The following is a 17,978-nucleotide window of genomic DNA, read 5'->3' as shown; positions in this document are numbered from 1 at the left end:
GGTGGGGGGCCGAGCGGCCGGGACACGCCGACGACACTCCCCACCCAGGTCCGGGGCCCCGGGGCGGGGCCCCTGGCGGGGGCGCCCGGGCCCCCCCCCCCCCCGCCCCGCGGGGCGTGCCCCCCGCCCTTCGCCGGCGGGGGGACCCGCCCCGGGCGTCTTTCCCCGTACACCCGTCCACCGCCGTCTCCGGCGCCGCGTCCGGGTATGCACCCGCCGTGCCGGGGGTACCCGATCCGCTCCCCCAGAGCCGACGAGGAGAGGGCGGAGTACCGGTGAGGAACGACGCGCAAGACGCCACCCGGCCCGGCGAGCCGGCGCAGCCCCCCGGCCTGCGGCTGGCCGGCGGCAGAGAGGCGGCGGACGGCGGAACGTCCGGCGGCGGTCCGGCCGGACCGGGCGGCGGCGCGGAACGGCGTTCCGGCGGCGCTGTGGTCCGGAGTGTCCGGCGGGAGGAGACGTACGGCGGGAGCGGCGCCGGAGCGGGCAGCACCGATGACAGCGACGACACCGGCGGGGCCGGGAGCGGCGGGACGCCGGAGGCGGAGGCACCGGGCGGTACGACGGCCGGCGGTGCGACGGCCGGGGACGGGGAGCGGCAGATTCTGGAGGACCCCGGCGCCGGGGCGCACGGGCTGCCGCCGGGCGGCGGCCAGCTGCCGCCCGACCGCACCCAGGCCATTCTGGAGGCCACCAAGCACGTGGCCGGGCTGCTGAAGGGCGCCGGGCATCCGTTCGCGCTGGCCGGCAGCGTGGCGGCGTACGCGCACGGGGTACCGGCCAACTTCCAGCACGACACCGACTTCGCGATCCTGCGGGAGGACGCCCGGGCGGTGACCGAGGAGCTGGAGCGGGCCGGCATCCAGGTGCGGGTGCCGCCGGAGGACTGGCTGATCAAGGCGCGCAGCCACGGCGAGGAGATCGACCTGATCTTCGAGCTGGCCCGCCACCCGGTCACCCATGAGCTGCTGGACCGGGCGGAGATCCTGCCGGTGGACTCGGTGCGGATGCCGGTGCTCTCGCCGACCGATCTCCTCGGCAGCCTGCTGGCCGCCTTCTCGGACCACCACTGCGACTTCGGGGCCGTGCTGCCGATCGCCCGGACCCTGCGGGAGAAGATCGACTGGGAGCTGCTGCGCCGGGAGAACGAGGGCGCTCCGATGCCGGAGGCGTTCCTCTTCCTGCTGGAGCGCCTGAATGTGATCGACCCACCGGAGGGCACGTCATGAGCACCGTGGACCCCGCCGAGTACCGCATCGCCCATCTGCGGGACCGGCTGGCGAGCGAGGACATCGCGGAGCTGGGGATCAGGATCGAGCAGCGCGGGGCGGGTGTGATGCTCTACGGCTCGGTCTCCAGTTCCGCCTGCCGGGACGAGATCCTGCGCATCGCCCGGGAGGAGCTGGCCGGCCTGGAACTGCGGGAGGACCTGACCGTGGTGCGCGCGGACGCGCCCGACCGTTCGGAGGAGCTGACGTGATCCGAGTCGCCGCTGTGGGGGACATCCATCTGGGCCCGGACAGCGCGGGCGTGCTGCGGCCGGCCTTCGACACGCTCCGGGACTCCGCCGACCTGCTGCTGCTGGCCGGGGATCTGACCCGGCACGGCACGGTCGAGGAGGGCCGGGTGGTGGCCGGGGAGGTCGCCGGTCTCGGCCTGCCGGTGGTCGCGGTGCTCGGCAACCACGACTACCAGAGCGACCAGGAGGCGGAGATCACCGAGGCGCTGGAGGACGCCGGGGTCACCGTGCTGGAGAAGGCCGCGACGGTGCTGGACATCCGTGGCGTACGGGTGGGTATCGCCGGCACCAAGGGGTTCGGCGGCGGTTTCGCCGGGCGCAGCGGGGGCGAGTTCGGCGAGCCGGAGATGAAGGAGTTCATCCGGTACACCCGGCGCTGCGCCGACGGGCTGCGGAGTTCGCTGGAGTCGCTGCGGGACGCCGAGTGCGCGGTCCGGATCGCCCTGACGCACTACTCGCCGGTGCCGGACACCCTGGCGGGTGAACCGCTGGAGATCTATCCGTTCCTGGGCAGCTATCTGCTGGCCGAGGCGGTGGACGGGGCGGGTGCCGATCTGGTGGTGCACGGCCACGCCCACATGGGCACCGAGCACGGGATGACCAGTGAGGGCGTCCGGGTGCGCAATGTCGCCCAGCCGGTGATCGGCCGGGCGTTCGCGGTCTACCACCTGCCGGTGCCGGCCGCCGGGGAGCGGGCGGCGAGCGGCGCGGTGACCGGGGCGGGCGCCCGGTCGGCCTGAGCCGGGACCGGCTTCCCCGTTCTCCGCCCGGACCGGCTTCCCCGTTCCCCGCCCGGACCGGACTCCCTGTTCCCCGCCCGGCGCCCGTGCCGGGCGGGGAACAGGGGCGTGTCGGGCCGGGCGCCCGCCAGTGGCGGGACGGGCCGGAATTGGTCCCTGTGGCTCCCTTCCCCCTGCCCGCGCGGCGGGTGGCGGAGCATACTGCGACTTAAGGCACAAAAAAGCCAGGCAGCACCACCGGACACCGGTGGTCACACATCCGCGTCACCCGGGGCGGGTCCCCCGACCCGCCCCGGCACCCGTCCGGTGGGCACCGGACGGGCATCAACAGACGTGTCGAAGGAGCCGAGGATCGTGACGGACGTTTCGAGCCAGGGGTCCGCCCCCGGCGACGACCGGAAAGTGCTCACCAACCGCCAGGGCCACCCGGTCTACGACAACCAGAACCAGCGCACGGTCGGGGCCCGGGGCCCGGCGACGCTGGAGAACTACCAGTTCCTGGAGAAGATCAGCCACTTCGACCGGGAGCGCATCCCGGAGCGGGTGGTGCACGCCCGGGGCGTCACCGCCTACGGCTATTTCGAGGCGTACGGTGCCTGGGGCGACGAACCGATCGGCCGCTACACCCGCGCCAGGCTCTTCCAGGAGCGCGGCAAGCGCACCGACCTGGCCATCCGGTTCTCCACGGTCATCGGCGGCCGGGACTCCTCGGAGTCCGCCCGCGACCCGCGCGGCTTCGCGGTGAAGTTCTACACCGAGGACGGCAACTGGGACCTGGTCGGCAACAACCTGGGAGTGTTCTTCATCCGGGACGCCATCAAGTTCCCGGACGTGATCCACTCGCTGAAGCCGGACCCGGTCACCTTCGAGCAGCAGCCGCGCCGGATCTTCGACTTCATGTCGCAGACCCCGGAGTCGATGCACATGCTGGTCAATCTGTTCAGCCCGCGTGGCATCCCGGCCGACTACCGCCATATGCAGGGGTTCGGCGTCAACACCTACAAGTGGGTCAACGACCAGGGGAACACCGTCCTGGTCAAGTACCACTGGATGCCCAAGCAGGGCGTGCGCAGCATGACCGAGGAGGACGCGGCGAACGTCCAGGCCGAGGGCCTCGGCCACGCCACCAAGGACCTCTACGAGTCGGTCGGGCGCGGCGACTTCCCCGAGTGGGAGCTGCTGGTCCAGGTGATGGAGGACCACGACCACCCGGAGCTTGACTTCGACCCGCTGGACGACACCAAGACCTGGCCCGAGCAGGACTTCCCGCCGAAGCCGGTCGGCAGGATGGTGCTGAACCGGATGCCGGAGAACTACTTCGCCGAGAACGAGCAGATCTCCTTCGGCACCGGCGTGCTGGTGGACGGGCTGGACTTCTCGGACGACAAGATGCTGGTCGGCCGGACCTTCTCGTACAGCGACACCCAGCGCTACCGGGTCGGCCCCAACTACCTCCAGCTGCCGGTCAACCGGGCTAAGCACGCCGACGTCCGCACCAACCAGCGCGACGGCCTGATGGCGTACAGCGTGGACGGCGGCGGGGAGAACCCGAGCGTCAACTACGAGCCGTCGATCACCGGCGGTCTGCACGAGGGCAGCTACCCGACCCACGACGAGCAGGGCCCGGAGATCCGGGGCCGGCTCACCCGCAAGCGGATCCCCCGCACCAATGACTACCAGCAGGCGGGCCAGCGGTACTGCCTGATGGAGCAGTGGGAGCGGGACGACCTGGTGCACAACTTCATCACCCTGCTGAAGGAGTGCGACCGCCCGGTGCGGGAGCGCATGGTCTGGCACTTCCTGCTGGTGGAGAACGACCTGGGGCTGCGGGTCGGCGAGGGGCTGGGCATCGGCCCGGATGACGTCGCCGGTCTGGAGCCGCTGGCGAGCCAGGACCTGACCGAGGAGGACCGCAAGCGGCTGGCCAACCTGGGCGAGAACCCGCCCCGGGACGTCGAGGGGCTGACCATGACGCACTGCGTCCCCAACGAGCGGCATGTCGTCACCCGGTGACACGCTGACGCGGTGACGCGCCGGCCCGGCTCCCGGTGTTTCCGGTCCGCCGCTCGCCGCCGTCCGCCCCAGGTGCTGGTGGGGCGGCGGCGGACGGGCAGGGCACCGGGGTCCGGCCCGGGGTTTCCCGGTACGCGACGGAGGAGGGGCCCACCGGGAAACGGTGGGCCCCTCCTCCTCGGCGTCCGCGGCGTCCTCGGCACCGTCCGAGCCGGTCTCCCGGTCGGTCGGGGCGCGACGCCCCGGTATCGGGCTCGGGACGCGGCGTCCCCGGTGTCGGGCTCAGGATGCGGTGTCCCCGGTAACCGCTCAGGGCGCGGCGTTCCGGCCGCCGACGAGCCCGGACCGGGGGCCGGGGAGCCGGAGGCGGGCGGTGCTCAGCGCGGCGGCGATGTCGGGGGCGCCGGTGGCCACGCGGAGCAGCCGGCCGACGTCCTCCAGCTCCTGGCGGCTCTCCGGCCGGCCGTCCCTGGCGTGGAGCACGGACAGCTCCTCATAGCGCCGGCGGAGGTTGTTCATGATGGCGGGATGGGCCGGCGGCACGGGCGCTCCTCACGTCGCGGTGAATCGTTCCGGTGAACGGCGCGTGCCCGGCCGACTGTCGATCATGCTTCCGGACGGCCGATGTGATCTTCACGACGGCGGAAACCGGCCACGGCCCCGCCGGGTCCCGGAACAGGAGACGGCCCGCCGGACACCCGGGCCGGAGACTCAGGGCCGGCGCCAGGCGTCGCTCTCCAGATGGGAGCCGGCCTGCGGGCCCATCCGCAGCATCCCGCCGTCCACCGCCCAGGAGGCGCCGGTGACGTACGAGGAGTCGGGGCCGGCCAGGAACGCCACCACCGCCGCCACCTCCCGGGCGTCCCCGGGGCGGCCCAGCGGCACCCCGGGCCGGTCGGCGCGGCGGACGTCCTCGTCCTCCTGGCCGGTCATCGGGGTGGCGATCTCGCCGGGCGCGACGGCGTTCACCGTGATGCCGTACTCGGCCAGTTCCAGCGCCATCACCTGGGTCAGCAGCCCGAGGCCGCCCTTGGCCGCGCAGTAGGGCGCGGCGCCCACCCGGGGCTGGTGTTCATGGACGGAGGTGATGTTGACGATCCGTCCGCCCTCGCCCTGCTCGATCATGCGGCGGGCGGCGACCTGGCCGCAGAGGAAGGGCCCGACCAGATCCACGTCGAGCACCTCGCGGACGGTGGCGTACTCCAGCTCCAGGAAGGGCGTGGCGGTGCCGGTGCCCGCGTTGTTCACCAGGACGTCGATCCGGCCCAGTTCGTCCGCCAGCGCGCCGACCGTGCCGGCCGCCTCCGGCAGCCGGGTGAGGTCCAGCCGGGCGATCGCCGCCCGGCGCCCGTGGCCGCGCACCTCCTCGGCGGTCCGGAGCGCGCCCGCCTCGTCACGGTGCCAGGTGATGCCGACGTCCATGCCCTGGGCGGCGAGCCGGACGGCGGTGGCCCGGCCGATGCCGGAGTCCGCGCCGGTGACGACGGCGACCGGGGTGCCCGGGCCGGAGCAGGGCGGAACGGGACGGTTCATCGGATCTCCTCCACGGGTGGGGTGTCGGCCGGCTCTCCCCCACGGGCGGGTGGCGGCCGGCCCGGTGGCCGGGCGGTCTTGCCGGTACCACGGCGGGGGTGCGGTGAAACGCCCGTCGGTGCCTCGTCGGTGCCCCGTCTGCGCCTCGTCGGCGGCGGGGCCTCGGAGGCACCGGGCGCGTTGCCGGGTGCGTTTCCCGCGCGAGGTGTGCCGGGCGGTGTGGATGATGCAAGTGATGAGGATGGTGCGGATGGTGTGAGTCCGCGTTGGAGGGGTTCCCGGGGCGTAAGTGTGCTGATGTGATCGGGACGGGGCAAAGGTAGGGGATGCCGGAAGTTTCAGCGCCCGTGATCAAGCTGGTGCGGCGGACCACCGAGCCCGTGGCGGTGCAGACCCTGCGGTCCACGGCGGCAGCCGTCATCTCGTACGTCGTCGCCCTCACCGTGCTGCCCGCGCAGCCGGCGCCGCTCACCGCGCCGCTCACCGCCCTGCTGGTCGTCCAGGTCACCCTCTACGCCACGCTGACCACCGGCATCCGGCGGGTGAACTCGGTGGTCGTGGGGGTGCTCATCGCCATCGGCTTCAGCGCCCTGGTGGGGCTGACCTGGTGGAGCCTGGGGCTGACCATCTTCTCGGCGCTGATCATCGGCCGGTATGTCCGGGTCAGCGAGTTCGTCCCGGAGGTGGCGATCAGCGCCATGCTGGTGCTGGGCGTCTCGCAGATCGCCTCGATGGCCTGGCACCGGGTGCTGGAGACACTGATCGGCGCGGGGGTGGGGCTGCTCTTCAACCTGCTCGCCCCGCCGGTGTGGACGCAGTCCGCCGGGGCGTCGATCGACGGTCTCGCCCGGGACATGGGCCGGATGTTCCGCGCCATCGGCCGGGAGATCGGCGAGGGTCACATCGCCTTCCCGCACGCCGCCGCCCGGCTGCATGAGGCGCGCCGGCTGGACCACGGCATCGTGGAGGTGGACGCCTCGCTGCGGCAGGCCGAGGAGAGCCTGACGCTCAATCCCCGGGTGCGCGAGGGCCTGCTCTCCCGGGTGGTGCTGCGGACCGGGCTCGACACCCTGGAGATCTGCGCGGTGGTGCTCCGGGTGCTCTCGCGCAGCCTGACGGACCTGTCGAAGTTCCGTACCGAGGAGTCGCTCTTCCCGCCGGACGTCTCGCGTTCGCTGGAGGAGCTGTTCACCCAGATGGCAGAGGCGATCGAGAGTTTCGCGGCACTGATCACCACCCAGGTGGCGGCCAACGCCGAGGAGGCCGAGAACCGGCTGACCCTGGCCCTGGAGGTGAGCCGGCGCACCCGCGACCAGGTGGCCGATCTGCTGCTGGAGGACGTGCGGGAGCACCCCCGGCAGTGGCAGCTGCACGGCGCGCTGCTCGCGGAGATCGACCGGATCCTGGACGAGCTGGACGTCGACAAGCGGGCCGAGCGGCTCATCCAGGAACTGGACGCGCGCGCCGCCGAGCTCAGCGACCGCCATCCCCGGCTGGTCGCCCTGCGCCGCCGGCTGCGCGGCAGCGGCGGCAAGGAGCGTCGCCCCGGCGTGGAGGCGTGAGCGGCGCGTCCCCGGCGGGCGCGGCTGACCCCGTGCGGCTCCATGGGCTCTCTGGACTCCATGGGCGTGGTGGGCCCCGTGGGCGCGGTGGGCGCGGTGGGCGCGGTGCCGGGGGTCCGCAGCCGGTGAACCACCGCGGGCCGGGGCGGTCCGGCGGAGTAGATTTGTCTGGATGTCAGCGGCTTGTCCCCCCGGTGCGTGACCCGGGGGTGCCGGTTCCGGAGCTCCGGGGAGTACGTGTGCGCGGTGCGTCGGTACCGCCGTCCGAGGAAGACGGCGACACCCTCTTCGGCCTGGGCGAACTGCTGGACGCCGGAGCCCCGGCCCCGGCCGACGACCGTTCCGGGGGCGAACGCGGGGCGACCCGGCCCGTGCCGGGACCGGCGGGACTCGCGGAGGCGGCGGGAGCGGCGGGAGCGGCGGCGGCGCGGATGCTGGACGTCCGGGAGATCTACGCCGAGCCCGCCGCGGCGCTCTCCCCGCGCGGCCGGGAGATCATCGGCCGCTTCCCCGGGGCGCGGCTGATCGAGGTGGCGTCGCACTGGAACATTCCGCATCTGCACGGCAACGAGGGCAATGTCGACCGCTGGGTCCGGGTGAAGCGAAGCACCCTGGTCCTCGGGGTGCGCAAGTCGCTGCCGGTCCGGCCCAACGGGCGCTCCGCCGACTGGATCGCACCCGGCGCCTCCAACGGCTGCGCCATGGCCTGCGCGTACTGCTATGTGCCCCGGCGCAAGGGGTACGCCAATCCGATCACCGTCTTCACCAATGTGGACGCCATCGCCGGCGCGGTCCACCGGCATCTCACCGCGCTCGGGCCGAAGCCGGAGCCGAACCAGTGCGACCCCGAGGCGTGGGTGTACGACATCGGGGAGAACGGGGACTGCTCGGTCGACGCGCTGATCAGCGAGAACACCGCCGATCTGATCCGGGCGTTCCGGGAGTGGCCGACCGCCAAGGCGTCGTTCGCCACCAAGTTCGTCAACCGGGAGCTGCTGGAGCTGGATCCGCGCGGCCGGACCCGGGTCAGGTTCTCGGTGATGCCGCCCGGCGACTCCCGGCTGCTCGATGTGCGGACCAGTCCGGTGGCCGACCGGATCGCGGCGGCCGGGGACTTCCTGGCGGCCGGCTACGAGGTGCACTTCAACCTCTCCCCCGTGGTCGTCCGGCCCGGCTGGGAGGCGGACTGGGCCGAGCTGCTCCGGGAGCTGGACGAGGTGCTGCCGGCGGCCGTGAAGGCCCGGGCGGCGGCCGAGGTGATCATGCTGACCCACAACCGGGAGCTGCACGAGGTGAACCTGGGCTGGCACCCCCGGGCCGAGGAGGTGCTCTGGCGGCCGGAGGCGCAGCAGGCCAAACGCTCGGAGAACGGCGCGGTCAATGTCCGCTACCGCGACGACCTCAAGCGGGCGGCGGTGGCCCGGCTGACGGAGCTGATCGCGGCGCACGCGCCCTGGCTGCGGGTGCGGTACGCGTTCTGAGACCCTGCCGTCCCGGTGCGGCCCGGGTGACGCCGGGCCGCCTCGCGTCCGGACGGCGCCGGGCCCTCCGGACGCGACCCGGGCGGCAGGTGGGGTGTGCCCGAGCGGGGTCCGGTCCCGGGGACGCGGCCCGGGCCCCGCTCCGGCCGGGTCAGCCGCGCGGTGTGGCCGGCTTCAGGGCGGTCACGTCGATGCTGCTGGTCTCGGCGCTCGGGGTGGTGCCGACGGCTCCGCCGGGCGCGTACAGGCAGACCCGGTCCAGGTCGCCGGTGCAGGGCGCGGCGGTGGCGCCGAAGCCGAAGCGGGCCTGGGGCAGCGCGGGCAGCGCCGACCAGGCGTTGTCGGCCGGTGCGAACACCTCGGCCTTGCCGGTGGCCGTCGCCTCGGCGGTCGGGGCACCGCCGACGCCGTAGACGCAGGTGGTTCCGGCAGCCCTGGTGGTGCCCGGGCAGGGCGCCGCGGCGACGCCCATGCCGCGCCGGGCGGTGGGCGCGGAGGGCAGCTTCACCCAGGCGCGGGCCGCCGGGTGGAAGACCTCCGTGGTGGAGACAGGTTGGGTGGCTTCCACACCGCCGACGGCGTAGACACAGACCGGCGCCTTGGGGACGACGGAGCGGGGGCAGCTCGCGGCGGTCACGCCGAGGCTGCGCCGGGGGGTGGGCAGCTTGGGCAGGGCGGTCCAGCCGTTCTGCTCGGGGCTGTACGCCTCCACGGTGTTCAGCGCGGTGGAGGCCCCGGCCTTACGGGCACTGCCGCCGACCACATAGACGCAGGTGCCGCGCGGGGCGGAGGCGCCGCCGTCCGGGCAGGGGGCGGCCGCCGCGCCGAGGAAGCCCCGGGCGGTCGGCATCATCGGCACATTGGCCCAGGCGTTGGTGGCCGGGCTGTACGCCTCGACCGTGGTGAGCGAGCCGCTGCCGTTGGTGCCGCCGACGGCGTAGACGCAGGTGCCGCGGAGCTGCTTGACGTCCTTGGGGCAGGGCGCGGTGACCGCCGCCAGGCCCGAGCGGCCGACCGTCATCGACGGCAGCTTCGCCCAGCGCCGGGTCTCCGGGCTGTAGGCGTGGGCCGAGAGGGCGGCCTCCAGGGGGTGGCCGCCGATGACGTACACGCACTGGCCCCGGCCGAGTCCCGCGACCTGTTCGGGGCAGGGGGCCGTGGTGGTGCCGTGTCCGGTCCTGGCCTGCTCCATGGCCGGGGCCGGGGTCCAGCCGCCGTCGGCGGCGTGGGCGGGGGCGGCCGCCGGCACCAGCGCGGCGGCCAGCGCGGCGGCGAGGAACCACCGGGGCCGGGTGATTCCGGGTCTGGTCGGCGTGGCGCCGTCCCGTCCTGTGAAGATCCGCACCTGAGTTTCCTGTCCTGTTCCTGGCCGACGAGCGGCCGGTGGCGCCCGTGAACCGGGCGATTCCAGGATCATTAAGGCACCGGCTTCCCCCGGGCGCGGCCCGGGCGGCGGCGAACGGCTGACGCCCGGGGGCCGGTTGGCCCAGGGACGGCCCGGGCGCCCGCCTCCGTACGGGCCCGGCTCGTACCCCACATGGCGGGGGCGTCCCGTGGAACACGTCCGGTACGCACCCGGGCACCCGGGCGCGCCGCCGCCGCTCCGGCCCGGGCCAAGTCCGTTCGCCGGGTCCCGGTCCAGCCGCCGGCCCGGCCACCGGTCCGGCCACCGAAGGAGGTTCCGTGTCCCAGGGAGGTCCCATGACCGGGGAAGGTCCCGGGTCCGGGGGCGTCGCCCCGCCGTACGCCCGGATCCGGAAGGAGGTCGCCGCCCGCGCCGACGGGTTGTGGCGGGTGGCGCTGGCCCTGCACGCCGATCCGGAGACGGCGTACCAGGAACACCGCGCCGCCGCGCTGCTCACCGGCGAGCTGGAGCGCGAGGGCTTTCGGGTGGAGCGCGGCACGGCCGGGCTGCCGACCGCGTTCACCGGGCGCGCCGGGCGGGGCGGCGGTCCGTGTGTGGCGCTGCTGCTGGAGTACGACGCGCTGCCGGGGCTCGGGCACGCCTGCGGCCACAATCTGATCGCCGCGGCCGGGCTCGGTGCCGCGTCGGCGGTCCGGGCCGCGCTCGGGGAGGTCCCCGGGACGGTGCTGGTGGTGGGCACACCGGCCGAGGAACGGGGCGGCGGCAAGGTGGCCCTGGTCGAGGCGGGCGTGTTCGACGGGGTGGACGCGGCGCTCATGTTCCACCCCGGGGTGTACGACTGGGCCCGGGCCCCGCTCACCGCGAGCGCCCAGCTGAGGGTGGCCTTCCACGGCCGGGCGGCGCATCCGACCGGCAACCCGGTGGACGGGCGGGACGCGCTGGCGGCGCTGATCCAGTGCTTCGGCGCGCTGGCGGTGCTGGGCCGCCGGCTGCCGTCCGGTTCGCATGTCCAGGGGATCGTCACCGCGGGCGGCACGGCCACCAACATCGTTCCGGAGTACGCCGAGGGATTGTTCGGGCTGCGCGGCGGTACCACGGCGGCGCTGGAGGAGCTGGTGGCCGAGGTGCGGTCCTGCGCGGCGGGCGCCGCGCTGGCCACCGGGACGCGGGCCGAGACCGAGCGGATCGGCGCCCGCTACGAGCACGTCCGCTCCAACGGCGTGCTCGCCGGGCTGTTCACGGGCCATCTGGCGGAGGCGGGCATCGAGCTGACCGATCCGGTGCCCGGGGTGTATCTGGGCTCCTCGGACATCGGCAATGTCTCCACCGTGGTCCCGGTGATTCATCCGTTCGTGGCGATCATGGACTCGGACGGCTCCGACCACACGCCCCCGTTCGCCGCGGCCGCCGCCGGGCCGCGCGGCCGGGCGGTCGTACTCGCCGCGGCGGAGGCGCTCGCCCGGACCGCCGCCGATGTGCTGCTGCGGCCGGACGTGGCGGCGGAGGCGTGGGCGGAGCTGCGCCGGGAGGCGGCCGCCGGCCGGTGACGCGCCGGGCCGGGCCGTGACGCGCCCGGCCGCCGGACGGGTCCCGGCCAAAACGGGGAACGGCGCGGTCCGGCGCCATGGAACGGGGACCCGGGGGTACCAGCCTGGCGCGGGGACGCGGCCACCCCGCCCGGACAGCCGGGCGGCGGCCGGAGCGAGAACCGCGACGAACCCGGAACGGGAAGAGGAGAGTTCATGTCGCAGGTCGAGGAGTCCGTCCAGGTCGATGTGCCGGTGCGCACGGCCTACAACCAGTGGACCCAGTTCGAGAGCTTCCCGGCGTTCATGGAGGGCGTGGAGCGCATCGAGCAGCTGGACGACAAGCTGACCCACTGGGTGACCAAGGTGAACGGCGCGCAGCGCGAGTTCGACGCCCGGATCACCGAGCAGATCCCGGACGAGCGGGTCGCCTGGACCACCGTGGACGGCGAGGCGCGGCAGGCGGGTGTGGTCACCTTCCACCGCATCGACGACAACACGACCAAGGTCATGCTCCAGATGGACTTCGACCCGGAGGGCTTCGCCGAGACGGTCGGGGACAAGCTGGGCTTCGTGAAGCGCCAGGTGGCCGGGGATCTGAAGCGGTTCAAGAGCTTCATCGAGTCGCGCGGCGGCGAGACGGGCGCCTGGCGGGGCGAGGTGTGAGACGCCGGGCCCCGGGCGGTGGTCCCGGGGCGAGGCCCCCGGTCCGGTGCGCACGCACGGGACCGGGGGCCTTTCCGTGTCCGGGGCGCTCCCCCGGCCTGTGGCCCACTCCTCCGGATCCGAGTCACTCCCCGTGCCCGAGCCGCCTCCCGGTGCGGCCCGGTCCGCCCGGCCCACCGGGGCCCGGCGGGTACGGCACGCACCAGGGCCCGGTCCTTACGGCTGTGCGGCAGCCGTACGGACCGGGCCTTCACCTACGAGGAGAGGTACGGGGCCGGGCCCGGCCCCCGGGCTCATTCCTCCACGACCACCCGGACGGTGCCGACCGAGGTGTCCGCCGCGTCCGGGACCACCATGCCGGCCTCCACTCCGCTCCGCAGATAGCGCAGCACCTCGGCGTTGAGCCGTTCGCCGGGGAGGGCGGCCGGGATGCCGGGCGGGTAGGGGGTGAGCATCTCGGCGGCGATCCGGCCGGCCGCCTTCTCCCAGGGCACGTCCTCGACCGTCCCGAAGTAGGCGTCGCGGGGCAGCAGCACCTGTTCCAGCCGGAGGTCGGCCGGGTCCGGGATCTCGATCCGCTCGGCCGGGCGCAGTTCGTGCGCGTGGGCCGCCGCGTCGGCCAGGGCGTCGATCAGCTTCCGGGTGGTGTCCTCGTCGTCGGCGTGGGTGAGCTGGGCGCTGGTCCTGCGGTGGTCGGAGAGGTGCAGATTGACCTGGTGGTGCTCGCGGATCCAGTCCGCGATCCGGTAGCCGGTGGTGCCCAGTCCGGTGATGTCCACGATGATCTGGAGCGGGTCCAGGTCGGCCGCCCGGCCGGGTCCGCAGAAGTCCTCCCGCCCGTGGACGCGCAGCCCGTCGACGGCGGCCAGCTCCGCCCGTACCGTCCTGGCCACCGCGAGCGCGTGGTCGTAGAGGGCATGCCCCTGCTCGACCATCTGGCGGCGCCAGCCGTCCAGGGCCGCGTACATCAGCACCGAGGGGCTGGTGGTGCCGAGCAGGTCCTCGCGGCTCTTCAGCACCTCGGGCGCGATCAGGTCGCCCTGGAGGTGGAAGACCGAACCCTGCTCCAGTCCGGAGCCCATCTTATGGACCGAGGTGACGCAGATGTCCGCCCCCGCGTCCATCGCCCAGGTCGGCAGCTCGGGGTGGAACGGCAGATGGGCGCCCCAGGCCTCGTCCACGATGAGCGGCACCCCGTGCTCGTGGCAGACGGCGGCGATGGCGGTGAGATCGGAACAGGTGCCGTACGGGGTGGGCGTGGTGACCAGCGCGCCCCGGGCGTCCGGGTGCTCGGCGAGGGCGGCGCGGAAGGCGTCGGCGCTCGGCGGATGGGCCAGATGGCGGTCGGGGTCCCACTGCGGGTCCACCCAGATCGGCACGATGCCGGCCAGGACCAGACCGGAGACCACGGACTTGTGGGCGTCCCGGCCGACCAGCAGCTTCTGGTGCGGCCCGGCGACGGAGAGCATGGCCGCCTTGACCGACAGGGAGCTGCCACAGGTCGAGAAGAAGGTGTGCTCGGCCCCCACCGCGTCGGCCATCAGCTCCTGGGCGCGCTGGAGCACCTCGTGGGAGGAGGTCCGGTCGTCCAGGCCGCTCTGGGCCAGTACGTCGGAGTGGAAGACGGCGTCGCCCAGCACCGCCCGGACCCGGGGGTCGATCCCCCGCCCCTGTTTGTGGCCGGGCGGGGTGAAGGGGGTCTGCCGCTCCGCGTGGTACGCGGCCAGTGCTTCCAGTACGGGTGCCTGCGAGTGGTCCATGGCCGACGACTGCCCGCCGGGGCGGACCGAAAACGGCACCCCGGTCACCCGGCGGCGTTGTCGACCCGCAACAGCACCTGTTCCTCCAGCCGGGCGAGGCTGTGGTCCAGGGCGTCGGTCACCGCGCGCTCGCCGGGGTCGTGGTCCGCGTCGAAGAAGGAGAGATGGACAGTGACCTCGCTGGCTCCGGCGTCGAGGCCCGCCACCTGGAGCCAGCCGGTGTAGGAACCCTGTTCGCGGGTGCCCCATTCGAGCCGGAGCTGCTCCTTCCGGGCGCGCAGCAGGGCGGCGGTGTCCTCGTCGGTGCGGTCCTCGTGCACCGTCACGGCGGGCGGCTCGCCGGCCCGTACATGCAGCTCGTCGGGGAGCCAGTTGTCCAGCTGGCCGACGTTGGCGGCCTGGTCGAAGACGTGCTCGGGCAGGGCGGGCATGGTCCGGCTGCGCTCGTACTCGGTCATCTCTGTCGGTCACTCGGTCACTCGGTCACTCGGTCACTCGGTCACTCGGTCACTCGGTCACTCGGTCACTCGGTCACTCATGATCTTCCGGTCGTGCGGTCGCCCGCCACTCCCGGACGTTTCGGCGGGGCCGCGCTCCGGGCGGGGCGACCGCCGGATGACGAGTGCCCGCCGGGAGCCGGGTGAAGCGGGGCCGGCGGCGGGAGACCGTACGGCCGGTGGGCGCGCCACGGGCGGCCGGGGCCCGCCGGAGCGCGCGGCACCCGGGGGTGGAGCCCGGGGGCCGGGGCGCGGGCGCCGCCCGGGGTGCCGCCCACTTCCCCGCAGGCGCCCACCGCTGGCTGTTGCACAGGCATCGCACCTGGTCAGGGCGTGTATGACGGCGATAGCCGCAATCGGATCCATGTGCCACGGTGAGGGGCATGGAGGGGAATCGGCACTCGCGTACGCACGACCACCACCACGATCACGGGCCGGGGCCCGCGGGTCCGGAGCACCGGCACGGGAGCGCGCGGCTCGCCCGGACACGGCACTGGTTCGCCCCTCTGGCTCAGCCGCACGCTCACGAGGCCGGGGACAAGGTCGATACGGCGATGGAGGCCTCCCGGGAGGGGATGCGCACCCTGTGGATCTCCCTGGCCGTCCTGGGGCTCACCGCCGTGGCGCAGGCCGTGATCGTCGTCCTGTCCGGGTCGGTGGCCCTGCTCGGGGACACCCTGCACAACGCCGCCGACGCGCTGACCGCCGTGCCGCTCGGGATCGCGTTCCTGCTCGGGCGGAGGGCGGCCACCCGCCGCTACACCTACGGCTACGGCCGCGCCGAGGACCTGGCAGGTGTGCTCATCGTGGTGACCATCGCCGCCTCCGCGGCGCTCACCGCCTGGGTGGCGGCCGACCGGTTGTTCCACCCGCGCGACATCACCCAGTTGTGGGCCGTCGCCGGGGCGGCGCTGGCCGGGTTCGCCGGCAACGAGTGGGTGGCCCGCTACCGCATTCGCACAGGCCGGAGGATCGGTTCCGCCGCGCTGGTCGCGGACGGGCTGCACGCCCGCGCCGACGGCTTCACCTCGCTGGCCGTCCTGCTGGGCGCCGGTGGAGCCGCGCTCGGGGTGCGGGCGGCCGATCCGGTCATCGGCCTGCTGATCACCGTCGCCATCCTGCTGGTCCTCAAGGACGCCGCCCGTGAGGTCTGCCGGCGCCTGATGGACGGGGTCGACCCCGCCCTGGTGGACGCCGCGGAGCGGGCTCTGCGCGGCGTGGCGGGGGTGCTGGACACCGGACAGGTGCGGATGCGCTGGATCGGCCACGGGCTGCGGGCCGAGGCCGACATCGTCGTCGCCGCGCGCCTGACCGTGGTCCAGGCCCATGAGCTGGCCGTCGCCGCCGAACACGCCCTCATCCACGCGGTTCCCCGGCTGACGGCCGCGACCATTCACACCGACCCCGCCCCCGCCGAGGGGCGCGACCCACACGCCGCCCCGGCCCACCACGGTGGGCGGCCCCGACCGCCGTCGCGGTGAAATGCCGTGGTGAAACGTCGGCGGGACAAGGAGAAGCCCCGGCTGGACGGGGGAGCCAGCCGGGGCGGTAGGGGGGCTCGTGGCGAAACCCAGGGGGCCGCTCACGAACAACTGAATGAATAATAAACCACTTATCGTCCCCATTACCACCCCGGTGCCCGGCCGGAGGCCGCAGCGGAGGCGGAGACGGGGGCGCTCGGCCACCGGCGGGCGCGGCGGGCCGGCCGGCGGGTCAGCCGGTCGCGCCGGCGGACGGGGCCGACGGGGTGGACGGCGCGGCGGGCGCCGGGCGGCTCGCGGCCGCCGCCTGGGCGGAGAGCGGGGTGGCGATGTCCTCCAGCGACTTGCCCTCGGCCGCCACCGCGAAGAACAGCGCGATCAGGCCGCCGGCCACCATCAGGGTGGCGCCGATACAGAAGGCCAGCACGGTGTCGCCGGGCGAACCGCTCGCCGTGAGGTCCGCGAAGATCAGCGGACCGGAGATGCCGCCGGCCGCCGTGCCCACCGCGTAGAAGAAGGCGATCGCCATCGCGCGGGTCTCCATCGGAAAGATCTCGCTCACCGTGAGATACGCCGAGCTGGCGCCCGCCGAGGCGAAGAAGAGCACCACGCACCAGCAGGCGGTCAGCGTGGTGGCGGTGAGCCAGCCGTTGCCGAACATCCAGGCGGTGACGTACAGCAGGGCGCCGGAGAGCAGATAGGTGCCCGCGATCATCGGGCGGCGGCCCCAGGTGTCGAAGAGCCGGCCGAGCAGCAGCGGCCCGAGGAAGTTGCCCGCGGCGATGACGGCGAAGAAGTATCCGGTGGAGCCGCTCGGCACGTCGAAGAAGGTGACCAGGATCGCCCCGAAGCCGAAGGTGACCGCGTTGTAGAGGAACGCCTGCCCGATGAAGAGGGCCAGGCCCAGAACGGCGCGCTTCGGGTAGGCGCGCACCAGGGTGCGGGCGATCTGTACGAAGCCGACGCTGTGCCGCTGCTTGATGGTGATCTCGGCACCCGGCTCGGGCAGCTTCCCGCCGGTCTCCCGCTCCACCTCCCGCTCCACGTCCGCCACCAGTTTCTCGGCGCCCTCCTCGTGGCCGTGGATGAACATCCAGCGCGGGCTCTCCGGCACATGGCGGCGGACCAGCAGGATCACCAGACCGAGGACGACCCCGAGGCCGAAGGAGAGCCGCCAGCCGAGATCCTTGGGGAAGATGTCGGTGTCCAGCGCCAGCACGGAGAGCAGCGCGCCGGCCATGGCGCCGAGCCAGAAACTGCCGTTGATGATCAGATCGACCCGGCCCCGGTACTTGCTGGGGATCAGTTCGTCGATGGCGGAGTTGATCGCCGCGTACTCGCCGCCGATGCCGAAACCGGTGAAGAACCGGAAGAGGAAGAACCACCAGGAGGAGAAGGAGATCGCGGTCAGCGCGGTGGCGACCAGATAGACCGCCAGGGTGATGAGAAAGAGCTTCTTGCGCCCGAAGCGGTCGGTGAGCCAGCCGAAGAACAGCGCTCCCGAGCAGGCGCCCGCCACATAGAGGGCCGCCGCGAGTCCGGTCACCTGGGCGCTGCTGATGGCGAGCCCGCTGCCCTCCTCGGACAGCCTGCTGGCCACGTTGCCGACGATGGTGACCTCGAGGCCGTCCAGGATCCAGACGGTGCCGAGACCGATGACGATCATCCAGTGCCAGCGCGACCACGGCAGCCGGTCCAGTCTGGCGGGGACCTTGGTGGTGACGGTCCCGGTGGTCTCCTGCCCGAGTTCGCTCATGGTCACCTGGTCACCTTCCGGGGGGCGCGCGGGAACCGCCGTCGGGTACCCGATGATCATCGGCGCGAAACGGGGCCG

15 protein-coding genes are annotated in these 17,978 nt (G+C 73.8%); 9 read left to right on the top strand and 6 right to left on the bottom strand.

Translation table 11 applies throughout. The annotated features are described in order from the left end of the window. Window positions 1-602 precede the first annotated feature (602 nt). From NX801_RS23030 to NX801_RS23015, 4 genes are all read left to right on the top strand, one after another. Window positions 603-1,229 carry a nucleotidyltransferase family protein gene (locus tag NX801_RS23030; protein ID WP_258789772.1) on the top strand — a complete coding sequence of 209 codons (627 nt, stop codon included), beginning with the start codon at window positions 603-605 and terminating at the stop codon, window positions 1,227-1,229. Continuing rightward, window positions 1,226-1,480 carry a hypothetical protein gene (locus NX801_RS23025; RefSeq protein WP_258789760.1) on the top strand — a complete coding sequence of 85 codons (255 nt, stop codon included), beginning with the start codon at window positions 1,226-1,228 and terminating at the stop codon, window positions 1,478-1,480. The genes NX801_RS23030 and NX801_RS23025 overlap by 4 nt, the downstream gene beginning before the upstream one ends. Beyond that, on the top strand, window positions 1,477-2,259 hold the full coding sequence (locus NX801_RS23020; RefSeq protein WP_258789759.1) for a metallophosphoesterase family protein: 783 nt from the start codon (window positions 1,477-1,479) through the stop codon (window positions 2,257-2,259). Before NX801_RS23025 ends, NX801_RS23020 begins: the two co-directional genes overlap by 4 nt. 354 nt (window positions 2,260-2,613) lie before the next feature. After that, a complete protein-coding gene (locus tag NX801_RS23015; protein ID WP_258789758.1) occupies window positions 2,614-4,272 on the top strand; it encodes a catalase in 1,659 nt (552 codons plus the stop codon). 309 nt (window positions 4,273-4,581) lie between these two features. Here the strand turns inward: NX801_RS23015 and NX801_RS23010 are convergent, their stop codons facing one another. Then, window positions 4,582-4,815 carry a DUF5133 domain-containing protein gene (locus tag NX801_RS23010; protein WP_258789757.1) on the bottom strand — a complete coding sequence of 78 codons (234 nt, stop codon included), beginning with the start codon at window positions 4,813-4,815 and terminating at the stop codon, window positions 4,582-4,584. 168 nt (window positions 4,816-4,983) lie between these two features. Then, window positions 4,984-5,805, bottom strand: a complete 822-nt coding sequence (locus NX801_RS23005; protein WP_258789756.1) for an SDR family oxidoreductase — start codon at window positions 5,803-5,805, stop codon at window positions 4,984-4,986. A gap of 326 nt (window positions 5,806-6,131) precedes the next feature. Between NX801_RS23005 and NX801_RS23000 the strand changes: the two genes are divergently transcribed. Together NX801_RS23000 and NX801_RS22995 are read left to right on the top strand one after the other, a co-directional pair. Then, window positions 6,132-7,367 (top strand): FUSC family protein, encoded by a 1,236-nt coding sequence (locus tag NX801_RS23000; RefSeq protein WP_258789755.1) that lies wholly within the window; start codon window positions 6,132-6,134, stop codon window positions 7,365-7,367. Between the two features lie 371 nt (window positions 7,368-7,738). Then, window positions 7,739-8,848, top strand: a complete 1,110-nt coding sequence (locus NX801_RS22995) for a spore photoproduct lyase family protein (RefSeq protein ID WP_346434236.1) — start codon at window positions 7,739-7,741, stop codon at window positions 8,846-8,848. 151 nt (window positions 8,849-8,999) lie between these two features. Here the strand turns inward: NX801_RS22995 and NX801_RS22990 are convergent, their stop codons facing one another. Then, window positions 9,000-10,193, bottom strand: coding sequence for a Kelch repeat-containing protein (locus tag NX801_RS22990; protein ID WP_258789754.1), 1,194 nt, complete (start codon window positions 10,191-10,193; stop codon window positions 9,000-9,002). Between the two features lie 356 nt (window positions 10,194-10,549). Here NX801_RS22990 and NX801_RS22985 point away from each other — a divergent pair, with 356 nt between their 5' ends. Then, window positions 10,550-11,761 carry an amidohydrolase gene (locus tag NX801_RS22985; RefSeq protein ID WP_258789752.1) on the top strand — a complete coding sequence of 404 codons (1,212 nt, stop codon included), beginning with the start codon at window positions 10,550-10,552 and terminating at the stop codon, window positions 11,759-11,761. Between the two features lie 195 nt (window positions 11,762-11,956). Next, window positions 11,957-12,406, top strand: coding sequence for an SRPBCC family protein (locus tag NX801_RS22980; protein ID WP_258789751.1), 450 nt, complete (start codon window positions 11,957-11,959; stop codon window positions 12,404-12,406). Between the two features lie 293 nt (window positions 12,407-12,699). On the opposite strand, the gene NX801_RS22975 is transcribed toward NX801_RS22980, so the two are convergent. Continuing rightward, window positions 12,700-14,166, bottom strand: coding sequence for an aminotransferase class I/II-fold pyridoxal phosphate-dependent enzyme (locus tag NX801_RS22975; protein ID WP_258789770.1), 1,467 nt, complete (start codon window positions 14,164-14,166; stop codon window positions 12,700-12,702). Window positions 14,167-14,210: 44 nt separating this feature from the next. Next, window positions 14,211-14,624: an SRPBCC family protein gene (locus NX801_RS22970; RefSeq protein WP_258789750.1), complete on the bottom strand. Its 414-nt coding sequence runs from the start codon at window positions 14,622-14,624 to the stop codon at window positions 14,211-14,213. A 422-nt stretch (window positions 14,625-15,046) separates the two neighbouring features. Here NX801_RS22970 and NX801_RS22965 point away from each other — a divergent pair, with 422 nt between their 5' ends. Then, a complete protein-coding gene (locus tag NX801_RS22965) occupies window positions 15,047-16,144 on the top strand; it encodes a cation diffusion facilitator family transporter (RefSeq protein WP_258789749.1) in 1,098 nt (365 codons plus the stop codon). 232 nt (window positions 16,145-16,376) lie between these two features. On the opposite strand, the gene NX801_RS22960 is transcribed toward NX801_RS22965, so the two are convergent. Continuing rightward, a complete protein-coding gene (locus NX801_RS22960; RefSeq protein WP_258789748.1) occupies window positions 16,377-17,900 on the bottom strand; it encodes an MFS transporter in 1,524 nt (507 codons plus the stop codon). Window positions 17,901-17,978 lie beyond the last annotated feature (78 nt).

This window comes from Streptomyces pyxinae (assembly GCF_024756275.1).
GTDB lineage: Bacteria > Actinomycetota > Actinomycetes > Streptomycetales > Streptomycetaceae > Streptomyces > Streptomyces pyxinae.
This window is presented reverse-complemented; position numbering and strand designations above follow the sequence as displayed.

Bases quoted from the DNA above. Each gene is read 5' to 3' on its own strand.
- NX801_RS23025 (WP_258789760.1), top strand. From the start codon at position 1,226: ATGAGCACCGTGGACCCCGCCGAGTACCGCATCGCCCATCTGCGGGAC.
- NX801_RS23005 (WP_258789756.1), bottom strand. From the start codon at position 5,805: ATGAACCGTCCCGTTCCGCCCTGCTCCGGCCCGGGCACCCCGGTCGCC.
- NX801_RS23000 (WP_258789755.1), top strand. From the start codon at position 6,132: ATGCCGGAAGTTTCAGCGCCCGTGATCAAGCTGGTGCGGCGGACCACC.
- NX801_RS22985 (WP_258789752.1), top strand. From the start codon at position 10,550: ATGACCGGGGAAGGTCCCGGGTCCGGGGGCGTCGCCCCGCCGTACGCC.
- NX801_RS22980 (WP_258789751.1), top strand. From the start codon at position 11,957: ATGTCGCAGGTCGAGGAGTCCGTCCAGGTCGATGTGCCGGTGCGCACG.
- NX801_RS22975 (WP_258789770.1), bottom strand. From the start codon at position 14,166: ATGGACCACTCGCAGGCACCCGTACTGGAAGCACTGGCCGCGTACCAC.
- NX801_RS22970 (WP_258789750.1), bottom strand. From the start codon at position 14,624: ATGACCGAGTACGAGCGCAGCCGGACCATGCCCGCCCTGCCCGAGCAC.
- NX801_RS22965 (WP_258789749.1), top strand. From the start codon at position 15,047: ATGGAGGGGAATCGGCACTCGCGTACGCACGACCACCACCACGATCAC.
- NX801_RS22960 (WP_258789748.1), bottom strand. From the start codon at position 17,900: ATGAGCGAACTCGGGCAGGAGACCACCGGGACCGTCACCACCAAGGTC.